Source organism: Achromobacter sp. Bel (genome assembly GCF_012928505.1).
In the GTDB taxonomy this organism is placed as follows: domain Bacteria; phylum Pseudomonadota; class Gammaproteobacteria; order Burkholderiales; family Burkholderiaceae_B; genus Achromobacter.
On the sequence record NZ_JABBJN010000097.1, the window covers coordinates 1 to 10,208 of the forward strand.

Genomic DNA, 10,208 nt, shown 5'->3' on the forward strand with positions numbered 1-10,208 from the left:
GAAGAAGATTAGCGACTGACGGCCAACGACCGCCGACTGAAGATTGACGGCGCCTCAGATGAAAGCCAGTGCCAGCCCCACACGACAGTCTCCCTATTAGACGGGTGGCGCGCGTACGGGTCTTAATCAGCAAGCAAGTGCGCCTCGCGCGCCACCCGTCGCTCCACCCCCTCCCCGTGACTGCGGGGCCACGAGCAAGCCATTCCCCGCCTACGCGCTAGCGACCACCGCGCCAACGACACGAGACGCGTATGCCGATTGCAGCCGCCCGGGCGGCTGCAATTCGGCGGGCCCCGCAGCACTCGTCAGTAAACAGAGCCCTAGCAGCGCCCCGACCCAAGACACGCGTAGCCCGTCGGCGCTGTCGGCGTGACGGCGCGCAACCTTGATGCGCCCGAGGGAATCCGAAGGGAGCCGAAGGCGGACGAGGATGACGACGGGGACGTCCGGAGCGAAGGCTCCGGACCGCAATCGTGGGCGCGCGCCGTCACGCCGACAGTGCCGATGGGCGACCTACGAAGCTCAAACGATGGGCGACCTACGAAGCTCAAACGATGGGCGACCTACGAAGCTCAAACGACGAACGAAGCTGAACCGAAGAGCAACCGACGAAGACCGAACACAGCCCCAAAAAACAGCTACTTCGATCCCCCCGCCGCCCATCCTTTAGACAGCTCCACAGCCTGCCTCCACCTCCCCATCCGCGCGGCACGAACCGACTCCGGCCATCCCGGCTCGAACGTCCGTTCCGCCTGCCACTTCGACGCAAACTCGTCCAACCCGGACCAGAATCCCACCGCCAGTCCCGCCAACCCCGCTGCACCCAGCGCCGTCGACTCCGGCACTCTTGGGCGCACGACCGGTACGCCCAGCAGATCGGCCTGCATCTGCATCAGCAGGTCGTTGCGGGCGGCGCCGCCGTCCACGCGCAGTTCCGTCAGCGCGATGCCGCTGTCGCCGTTCATGCAGGTCAGCAGTTCCGCGCTTTGCAGCGCGATGGATTCCAGCGTCGCGCGGGCGATGTGGGCGCGGGTGGTGCCGCGGGTCAGGCCGACCAGCGTGCCGCGGGCGTAGGGATCCCAATGCGGCGCGCCCAGGCCGGCGAAGGCCGGCACCATGAAGACGTCGTCCGTATCCGACACGCTGGCCGCCAGCGATTCGACTTCTTCCGAGCGCTGGATGATCCCGAGGCCGTCGCGCAGCCATTGCACCGCCGCGCCGGCCACGAACACGCCGCCTTCCAGCATGTAGGTGGGTGTCCAGCTGTCCTGGCCGGACCGGGGCAGGCCCCAGCCCACCGTCGACAGCAAATGGTTCTTCGACTGCACGGGCTTGTCGCCCACGTTCATCAGCATGAAGCAGCCGGTGCCATAAGTATTCTTCGCCATGCCCGGCGTGAAGCAGGCCTGGCCGAAGGTGGCGGCCTGCTGGTCGCCGGCCACGCCCGCGATCGGGATGGAACCGCCCAGCCATTCCGGCAACGCGTTGCCCACGACCGCGCTGCTGGGCGCGATCTGTGGCAGCACGGCGCGGGGGATCTTCAAGAGCGCCAGGATCTCGTCGTTCCAGTCCTGCGTGTGCAGGTCGAACAGCATCGTGCGCGACGCGTTGCTGGGATCCGTGCTGTGCACGGCGCCGCCGGTCAGTTGCCAGATCAGCCAGGTGTCCACGGTGCCGAACGCCAGCTCGCCGCGTTCGGCCATCTGGCGCGCGCCCGGCACGTGATCCAGCAGCCAGGCCAGCTTGGTGCCAGAGAAATAGGCATCCAGCACCAGGCCGGTCCGCGATTGCAGGAAGTCGGCGTGGCCGTCGCGGCGTAGCTGGTCGCACATCGGCGCGGTGCGCCGGTCTTGCCAGACGATCGCGCGGGCAAGCGGGCGGCCCGTGGCGCGTTCCCAGATCAGCGTGGTTTCGCGCTGGTTGGTGATGCCGATGGCGGCCACGTCGGCCGCGGTCGCGGCGGCGTTGCGCAGCGCTTCGCGCGCCACGTCCAGCTGGGTGTGCCAGATCTCGGTGGCGTCGTGCTCGACCCAGCCCGGACGCGGGTAGTGCTGGCGGAATTCACGCTGGCCCACGCCGCGCACCACGCCCTCGCGGTCGAATACGATGGCGCGGGAGCTGGTCGTGCCCTGATCCAGGGCTAGGACAAATTCATTCGTCGTCACTTTGTTTGGCGCCGTTCAGGTGTGCCCCGGCCTGCGGCTCAAGGCGTCTAAAGGAGAAGGTCGAGGCCATGCACATCAGGCCGATGACGATGAAGCCGGCGACGACGTCGCTGACCGCTAGCGTCTCGGCGCCGCGCAGGGCCATGCTGACATTCAGTGTGACTGCGGCCACCCCCACGCCCAGGCTGATACCCAGTTGCTGCGCCATCGCCGCGAAACTGCTGGCGCGGCTCATTTTGGCGGGGGGGATATCGGCATAGGTTAGCGTATTTACCCCGGTGAACTGCAAGGACCGGAAGAAGCCGCCGACCAGCAGGATGGCGATCATCAGCCAGACGGGCGTGGCGGGGGTGAAGGTGGCGCAGACCATGATGAAGACGCCGGTCAGCAGCGCGTTCACGGTCAACACGCGGCGAAAGCCGAAGTGCCGGACGATGGGCGTGGCCACGAACTTCATCAGCAGCGCGCCCGCGGCGCTGGCGAACGTGATCAGGCCGGCTGAAAACGGCGACAGGCCAAAGCCCACCTGCAGCAGCATGGCCAGCAGGAACGGCGTGGCGCCCACGGCGAAGCGGCACAGGTTGCCGCCCAGGGTGGAAATGGCGAACGTGGGGATCCGCATCAGCGACAGGTCGATGATGGGGTGATCGATGCGCCGGGCGTGCCAGGCGTACAGGAAGCCGCAGGCGGCGCCGACGGCGATCATGCCCAGCAGCATCGGCAGCGGCATCACGTCGCGGCCGATGGCCTCGAAGCCGCTGACCAGCGCGGCCAGGCAGACGGCGCTAAGCAAAAACCCCAGCCAGTCCAGGCGTGGCGCGGATTCTTCCTTGATTTCGGCCACGTAGCGCAGCACCAGCGCGATCCCCAGGACGCCGATCGGGATGTTGATCAGGAAAATCCAGTGCCAGGACATGTAGGTGACCATGAAGCCGCCCAGCGGCGGCCCGATCACCGGCCCCAGCAGTGCCGGGATGGACAGGAAAGACATGGCTTTCAGCAGATCCTGCTTGGGCACGGTGCGCAGCAGGATGATCCGGCCCACCGGCACCATCATTGCGCCCGCCATCCCCTGGATGATCCGGGCCACGACCAGTTGGGGCAGATCCTGCGAGAGCGCGCAGGCGATGGAACTGAGCGTGAACAGGCCGATGGCGGCCACGAACACCCTGCGGGCGCCGTACCGGTCGGCCGCCCAGCCGCTGACAGGCACGAAAACGGCCACGGACAGCAGATAGGACGTGATGGCCACGTTCAGCCGGACGGGTGTGGATCCCAGGGCCCGGGCCATGGCCGGCAGGGCGGTGGCCACGACGGTGGCGTCCAGCATCTGCATGAACAGCGCACAGCCCACGATGAAGGGGATCATGCGCGCCGCGCGCAACGCGTCCGGGGTTGAGGGCGGAGCGGGGTTGGCGGCTGCTGCGGATTCTGCTGACATGGCGGGAGGGGGCGTTGGGTGCCTGACGATTGTAACGCCGGGGGTTGGCCCGGCGTGAAGTAAACTCCTGGGATCCGAAACCCACTGAAATTGGTGTCATGGCGACCAACTACGAATCCGAGATCACCCTTTTCCTGAAAGATTTCAAGCAGTCGCACCCTGGCACCGAAGAACGCCAGCGGGAAGGCCGCGCCCGTCTTTGGGATAAACCGCAGGACTCGGAACTGCTGGAAGGCTTCCGCGCGGCCCGCGTGCCGCAAAAACCGTACGTGTATTCGGCAGACTGATCCCGTTGCGGCAGACATGTCCCAAAACCCTTCCGTCCCGGGCGAGGCGCTGGCCAAGCTAGTGGAGCCGCCCGTGGACAGCACGCCCGATACCGTCGATAGCGTGGCGTTCGCGCGCCTGTACGGCGAGCCGCTGTTCCAGATGCCGACGGATCTGTACATTCCGCCGGACGCGCTGGAAGTGTTCCTGGAGGCGTTCGAAGGGCCGCTGGACCTGCTGCTGTACCTGATCCGCAAGCAGAACTTCAATGTGCTGGACATCCCGATGGCGGATGTCACGCGGCAGTATCTGTCGTATGTGGACCAGATCCGCATCACCAACCTGGAGCTGGCCGCCGAATACCTGCTGATGGCGGCCATGCTGATCGAGATCAAGTCGCGCATGCTGCTGCCGGTCCGGAAGACCGACACCGGCGAAGAGCCCGAAGATCCGCGCGCCGAACTCGTCCGCCGCCTGCTCGAATACGAACAGATGAAGCTGGCCGCCCAGAAGCTGGACAAGCTGCCGCAATTGGGCCGCGACTTCGTCAGCAGCCAGGCCGTGGCCGACCTCAGCGTCGAACGCATGATGCCTGAAGTCAGCGTGGACGACCTGCGCCTGGCGTGGGCCGACATCATGAAGCGGGCCAAGCTGAACCAGCATCACCACATCACGCGCGAACAGCTGTCCGTGCGCGATCACATGACGCACATCCTGCGGCGCCTGAACGATGTGCGCTTCATGGAATTCGGCGACCTCTTCATGGAACGCGTCCGCGAAGGCGCGCCCGCGGCAGTCGTCGTCGTGCATTTCATCGCCATGCTGGAGCTGGCACGCGAATCCCTGCTGGAGATCACGCAGGCGGAGCCCTATGCTCCCATTTACGTGCGCCTGGCCTACACCAGCGTGGCGGCGGTCGCAGCCTGATCCTGACCGGGCTGCCCCCAACCCCGGAGAGTCCTCTTGAAAGTCGTCCATACCATCCAGGAATTGCGCGATCACCTGCGCGGCCAGAATCGCGTGTCGTTCGTGCCCACGATGGGCAACCTGCATGAAGGCCACCTGTCCCTGATGAAGCTGGCGCGCCAGCACGGCGACCCCGTGGTGGCCAGCATCTTCGTGAACCGCCTGCAGTTCGGCCCCAACGAGGATTTCGACCAGTATCCGCGCACGCTGGCGGCCGACATCGAAAAGCTGGAGCAGGCGCGCGACGTCTACGTGCTGTTCGCGCCGAACGAGCGCGAGATGTACCCCGAACCGCAGAACTACCGCGTGCAGCCGCCTGACGATCTGGGCGACATCCTGGAAGGCGAGTTCCGGCCCGGCTTCTTCGAGGGCGTCAGCACGGTGGTCTTGAAGCTGTTCTCTTGCGTGCAGCCGCGCGTGGCCGTGTTCGGCAAGAAGGACTATCAGCAGCTGATGGTGGTGCGCAACATGTGCCGCCAGTTCCAGTTGCCGGTGGAAGTGCTGGCGCACGAGACCGTGCGCGCCGATGACGGCCTGGCGCTGTCGTCGCGCAACCGCTACCTGGCCGAAGGCGAACGCGCCGAGGCGCCGGCGTTGTACGCCGAACTGCAGCGCATCGGCCAGCGGCTGGCGCAAGGCGAGCGCGACGTGCTGGCCCTGGAGCGCGATGCCGCTGACCGTCTTGCCCTGCGCGGCTGGAAGGTGGACTACGTGGCCCTGCGCCGCCAGCAAGACCTGAAGCGCCCCGATGCCGCGGATCTGCAGGCCGGCGTGCCCGTCGTGGCGCTGGCCGCCGCCAAGCTGGGCGCCACCCGTTTGATCGACAACCTGGAACTGGCCTACAAGGCCTGATTCTTTTCCGCAGGACGGGGTGCGCGGATACCGCGCCGCCCCGACCCCTGGCAGATTTGCCAGCTTCCGCCGCCGTGGGTGGCCGGGCAGACTTGATGTAATCCTACATTGCAAAAAGAGTCGCCCATGCAAGCTCCCCGTCCCGATCTTGAAGCGGTGCTTTCCGCGCTGACGCCCCGCGAACGGCAGATCGTCGGCTATGTGGCGGCCGGCCGCCCCAACAAGGTCATTGCCATCGACCTGGGCATTTCGCTGCGCACGGCCGAAGCCCATCGTGCCCGCATTTTTGAAAAGCTCGACGCCCGCAATGCCATGCAACTGGCGTGCCAGCTATGCGCCCACGGGCGCGCGGGGGCGTCTCCCATCCTCAATGCCTTGGCGAGCCACGGCACACCGGCGGTCCGAGCCGGCCCGGCGGTCGTTGCCCGCCATGTGCTGCATGCTCCCGCGCTGCCTGCCTACGGGCCATGCCCGGACGGCAAGCCGCCCGATCCTGATTCCGGATGAAGGTCCGGGACCGCATCGCGCCGGCAGTGACTTTCAGCGGCGCCATGCAGCGGCCTTCGTTGGTGATATCCCTTGAGGCTGTTCCTTGGCGACATCCATCGGTGGCGCCCCGCTGCGATGTTTCCGCATCGCCGCGCCATCGCCGCGCCATTGCCATTGCCATTGGCAAACCGGCCCTGGCGAACAGGTGTTCGCCAGGGCCGGAAGGGATCGAGCGGATGAGGGGGCGGTCTGCGCTGAGCTTGACGCCTGGAGCCCTTGGTATTGACCCCGGGGCTGAACCTCGGAGTTGAACCTCGGAGTTGAACCTCGGGGGCAGGCCCTAAACCATCGGGGCCCTCAAGGCCATCAAGGCCATTACGGGCACTGGGGCGCCTGAGCCTTGGCCAGCTCGTCAATCGGATCCAGGTCCGGCTGGCGGGTCAGGTTGTAGTTCAGGTTGGGCGTTTGGCCGGCGATGGAACGCACGCGCAGCACGTTGTTGGCGGCGACCACGAATTCCGCGCGGGCATTGCCCTTGCCATCCATCAGGATGACGCGCGGCGGGCGCTCGTCGGTGGCGTCCCAGCAACCCTGTTCCGTCACGGCGGGGCCCTTCTGGGGATCGTTTTCCAGGTACGCCGTGCGGCCGCGCCAGCGGCCGTTGGGCGCCAGGGTCAGTGTGACGCGCTGCGCCGTGCATTGCATGGCGGGCGAAAAGCAGGGCAGGGTGCCCATATAGGTTTGCGGTTGCGGCACCAGGCTTTGCGCGGCGGCATTGGGTGCGGCGGGCGCAGGCGCGGGGGCCGACGATTGCGCGGTGTGGTCGGCGCCTTCCGGCACGGACTGGCCGTCTTCGGTGGTCTGGCCGGCTGGCGTGGCTTGCGAGGCCTGGTTCTGCGGCTTGCGGGCGTCGGGTTTCAGGGCGATCTGCACCTGCGACGGCGCGCGGATGACGCTGCGGTAACCGGCGCCTGAACCCTGGTATTGGGCGTCGGTCACGGTGCTTTCAACCGGGGGGTCGTAATAGCCTTCGGTTTTCTGCTGGGCGCAGCCTGCAGCACCCAGTGCTGTACCGGCCAGCAGCAGCCCCATGACGCTGAGTTTGCGGGATCGGGTAACGATGTCGACGCGGGCGGTCATGGCAGCTTATCCGTGAATTGAGTCTGTCTCCGATTTTACGCACTTATGCGAAGATTCGATACGTTCCCTTAGCCACTCTTGGGTGTTGCCTGCACTTTATGCACAATTTACGACACGGCCACCGTCGGGCCATCGGCCTTTCGGCCGTCCGCCGTTCGGCCATTCGCGATGCAAGGGACGCGGGCGGTCACGCGCGCCGGGGCGGCAAATGAGCAGCGTCCACCACGCCTTCGGCATGCCCTTGGGCGCGTTCATCGGACTGGCTGCGCTGGCGGGCCTGTTCGTCGGCAGTTGGTTGACGGTGCTGACCTACCGGCTGCCGCGCATGATGGAGCGCGAATGGCAGGCCCAGTGCCTGGACGCCGTGGGCCGTGCGCGGCCGGACAGCAGCGAAGGCTTGCTGCGCCCCGCATCGCATTGCCCCGCCTGCCATGCGCCGGTGACTGGCTGGCGCCGGCTGCCGGTGCTGGGCTGGCTGCTGCTGCGTGGCCGTTGCGGCGCCTGCCATGCCGCGATCGGCTGGCGCTATCCCGCGATTGAAATCCTGACCTGTGCGCTGTTCGCTGCCTGCGCGTGGCGCTACGGCGCAACGCCCGTTGCGCTGTTCGCGATGAGCTTGTCCGCCATGCTGGTGGCGCTGGCCTGGATCGACTTCGAATCTACCCTGCTGCCCGATGCGCTGACGCAGCCGCTGGTGTGGGCGGGGCTGCTGGTCAACCTGGCCGGCGCGTTCACTACCTTGCCGCTGGCGGTGGTGGGCGCGGTGGCCGGCTACGTGTTCCTGTGGGTTATCTTCCACGTGTTCCGCCTGCTGACAGGGCGCGAAGGCATGGGGTATGGCGACTTCAAACTGTTGGCGGCGCTGGGCGCGTGGTTCGGCGTCGAATCGCTGCCCATGGTGTTGTTGGCGGCCTCGCTGGTGGGTGTGCTGATTGGCGGGCTGCTGACGCTGTCAGGCCGCGCCGGCCGCGGGCAGCCGCTGCCCTTCGGCCCCTACCTGGCCCTGGCCGGCATCGTGATGCTGTTGTTGGGCGGCGAGCAGGGTTTGTGGCAGTTCATGCGCTAGGCAAGAAAGGAAGGGCATCATGTTCAAGATCGGTCTGACAGGCGGCATCGGCTCGGGAAAGTCCCGCGTGGCCGACATGCTGGGCGAATGGGGCGCAACGCTGGTCGACACCGACCAGATCGCGCACGCGTTGACGGCGGCAAACGGCGCGGCCATGCCGGCCATCGAACGCGAATTCGGCCCGCAGGCGCTGACGCCCGAAGGCGCGTTGAACCGTCAATGGATGCGCGAACGCGCGTTCTCGGATCCGCAAGCGCGGCAGCGGCTCGAAGGCGTGCTGCACCCCGCCATTACCGAAGAGACCGAACGCCAGGCGGCGGCTGCGGCCGGACTGTACCTGGTCTTTGTGGTGCCCCTTCTGGTGGAGTCGCTGGCGCGTTGGCGCACGCGCGTGGATCGTATCTGCGTGGTGGACTGCGATCCCGAAACGCAAGTGGCGCGCGTGCAGTCGCGCAGCGGGCTGACGGAGCCCGCCATCAGGCGTATTATGGCGGCACAGGCTGCACGGGCAAGCCGGTTGGAAGTTGCGGACGACGTCATCGTGAACGACGGCGCGACATCGCCGGAACAATTGCGCGCGCAGGCGAAGACCCTGCATGACCGCTGGCTGGCGCTGGCGACCACAACGGGCCGGTAAGCGAAAAGCTTGGCCGGCACCCCTGAATCCCTCGGCCTGCCGGCCGACCACTGATGGGCCTGTAAAAAAGCGTGATTGTTTACGAATATCCCTTCAACGAGCGCATCCGCGCTTACCTGCGATTGGAATACCTGTTCGACAGGTTGTTCTTCTTTGCCCGCGAGGGGGATTCACGCCAGCATCAGGTCGCCGTCACATCCCTTTTCGATCTGCTCGACGCGTGCGAACGCACCGACGTGAAAGGGGCCGTGCTGCAAGACCTGGAACGCCAGCGCATGGCGCTGGTGGGCCTGCGCGATCACCCCGGCGTGGCGCAGGACGCGCTGGAAGCCATGCTGCGCGAATTGGAGAAAGTGGCCAGCGCGCTGGCCGCGCCGGGCAAGACCGGCCAATCGCTGCGCGAAAACGAATGGTTGACCAGCCTGCGTGGCCGCTTGTCCGTGCCGGGCAGCGCCACGCAAGTGGACATGCCTTCCTATTTCGCCTGGCAGAACAAGACCGAATCCGCCCGCTGCGCGGACCTGCAGGCCTGGGTGTCCCCCTTCCTGGCGTTGTACGACGGCCTGACGCTGGCCTTGCGCCTGCTGCGCGAGTCCGGCCGCAAGACCGACATCGTGGCCGAGCAGGGTGCCTACCAGCAGATGCTGGGTGGCAAGCAATTCCAGTTGCTGCGCGTCTGGCTGGACCCGACCCAAGGCGTGTTTCCCGAGATCAGCGCCAATAAGTACATGATCTGGATACGCTTTTCCACGCAAGACGGCGAATTCAAGCCCCAGCAGATTGCCCGCGACGTCGCCTTTCAGATGACCCTCTGCAGTTCGTAACCCCCCCGGTGGTTCGTAGGGGGGAGCGCAAGAGAATTCAGCATAGAAAATGACCCTGGAGCGCGCGCAACCCATCAAGCAGCGGTTGCGTTGTGGCCAAGCCCTTCCAACCTATGGCTGACAGGCGTTCTTGAGACCGATTCCTGTTGCGGCCAGTTTCAACTGCGGCGCACCATGGTAGAAAAGGCGACCGACTAGTAGACAATACGGCTTTCTCCGTCAGTGCCGGAACCGTTTCCATGTCCGATAGTCGTCCTGTTTCCCCGCCGTCCCGCTGGACCCGCCGCCGCATCGTCGGATTGGCAGTGGTGTTGCTTGCCGTGGCGGGCATTGCCTGGCTGGTGCTGCGACCGTCGGCCAA

The 10,208-nt window shown here is 66.3% G+C and carries 10 protein-coding genes; 7 read left to right on the forward strand and 3 right to left on the reverse strand.

The genetic code is table 11. The annotated features are described in order from the left end of the window. Window positions 1–638 precede the first annotated feature (638 nt). Window positions 639–2,165: a glycerol kinase GlpK gene (glpK, locus tag HG262_RS29980; protein WP_169274466.1), complete on the reverse strand. Its 1,527-nt coding sequence runs from the start codon at window positions 2,163–2,165 to the stop codon at window positions 639–641. Further along, window positions 2,152–3,606: a DHA2 family efflux MFS transporter permease subunit gene (locus HG262_RS29985; RefSeq protein WP_169274467.1), complete on the reverse strand. Its 1,455-nt coding sequence runs from the start codon at window positions 3,604–3,606 to the stop codon at window positions 2,152–2,154. The genes glpK and HG262_RS29985 overlap by 14 nt, the downstream gene beginning before the upstream one ends. Before the next feature lie 98 nt (window positions 3,607–3,704). Between HG262_RS29985 and HG262_RS29990 the strand changes: the two genes are divergently transcribed. The 4 genes from HG262_RS29990 to HG262_RS31155 all read left to right on the forward strand — a co-directional run bounded on the left by HG262_RS29990 (window position 3,705) and on the right by HG262_RS31155 (window position 6,198). After that, complete coding sequence (locus HG262_RS29990) at window positions 3,705–3,893, forward strand: DUF3460 family protein (RefSeq protein WP_050447026.1); 189 nt, start codon at window positions 3,705–3,707, stop codon at window positions 3,891–3,893. A 16-nt stretch (window positions 3,894–3,909) separates the two neighbouring features. Next, a complete protein-coding gene (locus HG262_RS29995) occupies window positions 3,910–4,800 on the forward strand; it encodes a ScpA family protein (RefSeq protein WP_169274468.1) in 891 nt (296 codons plus the stop codon). A gap of 36 nt (window positions 4,801–4,836) precedes the next feature. Beyond that, a complete protein-coding gene (panC, locus tag HG262_RS30000; protein WP_169274469.1) occupies window positions 4,837–5,691 on the forward strand; it encodes a pantoate--beta-alanine ligase in 855 nt (284 codons plus the stop codon). Between the two features lie 126 nt (window positions 5,692–5,817). Beyond that, window positions 5,818–6,198: a helix-turn-helix transcriptional regulator gene (locus HG262_RS31155; RefSeq protein WP_169274470.1), complete on the forward strand. Its 381-nt coding sequence runs from the start codon at window positions 5,818–5,820 to the stop codon at window positions 6,196–6,198. Between the two features lie 357 nt (window positions 6,199–6,555). On the opposite strand, the gene HG262_RS30010 is transcribed toward HG262_RS31155, so the two are convergent. Next, the gene (locus tag HG262_RS30010) at window positions 6,556–7,320 is read right to left on the reverse strand and encodes a copper resistance protein NlpE N-terminal domain-containing protein (protein WP_169274471.1); all 765 of its coding nucleotides are present in this window, start codon (window positions 7,318–7,320) and stop codon (window positions 6,556–6,558) included. A gap of 208 nt (window positions 7,321–7,528) precedes the next feature. Between HG262_RS30010 and HG262_RS30015 the strand changes: the two genes are divergently transcribed. From HG262_RS30015 to zapD, 3 genes are all read left to right on the forward strand, one after another. Then, window positions 7,529–8,386: an A24 family peptidase gene (locus tag HG262_RS30015; RefSeq protein WP_169274472.1), complete on the forward strand. Its 858-nt coding sequence runs from the start codon at window positions 7,529–7,531 to the stop codon at window positions 8,384–8,386. A 19-nt stretch (window positions 8,387–8,405) separates the two neighbouring features. Then, window positions 8,406–9,023, forward strand: a complete 618-nt coding sequence (coaE, locus tag HG262_RS30020) for a dephospho-CoA kinase (protein ID WP_169274473.1) — start codon at window positions 8,406–8,408, stop codon at window positions 9,021–9,023. A gap of 71 nt (window positions 9,024–9,094) precedes the next feature. Further along, window positions 9,095–9,847 carry a cell division protein ZapD gene (gene zapD / locus HG262_RS30025; protein ID WP_169274474.1) on the forward strand — a complete coding sequence of 251 codons (753 nt, stop codon included), beginning with the start codon at window positions 9,095–9,097 and terminating at the stop codon, window positions 9,845–9,847. Window positions 9,848–10,208: the final 361 nt, after the last annotated feature.

Coding starts and splice junctions, on each gene's coding strand:
- HG262_RS31155 (WP_169274470.1), top strand. CDS start 5,818: ATGCAAGCTCCCCGTCCCGATCTTGAAGCGGTGCTTTCCGCGCTGACG.
- coaE (WP_169274473.1), top strand. CDS start 8,406: ATGTTCAAGATCGGTCTGACAGGCGGCATCGGCTCGGGAAAGTCCCGC.
- HG262_RS29990 (WP_050447026.1), top strand. CDS start 3,705: ATGGCGACCAACTACGAATCCGAGATCACCCTTTTCCTGAAAGATTTC.
- HG262_RS29995 (WP_169274468.1), top strand. CDS start 3,910: ATGTCCCAAAACCCTTCCGTCCCGGGCGAGGCGCTGGCCAAGCTAGTG.
- HG262_RS30015 (WP_169274472.1), top strand. CDS start 7,529: ATGAGCAGCGTCCACCACGCCTTCGGCATGCCCTTGGGCGCGTTCATC.
- HG262_RS30010 (WP_169274471.1), bottom strand. CDS start 7,320: ATGACCGCCCGCGTCGACATCGTTACCCGATCCCGCAAACTCAGCGTC.
- HG262_RS29985 (WP_169274467.1), bottom strand. CDS start 3,606: ATGTCAGCAGAATCCGCAGCAGCCGCCAACCCCGCTCCGCCCTCAACC.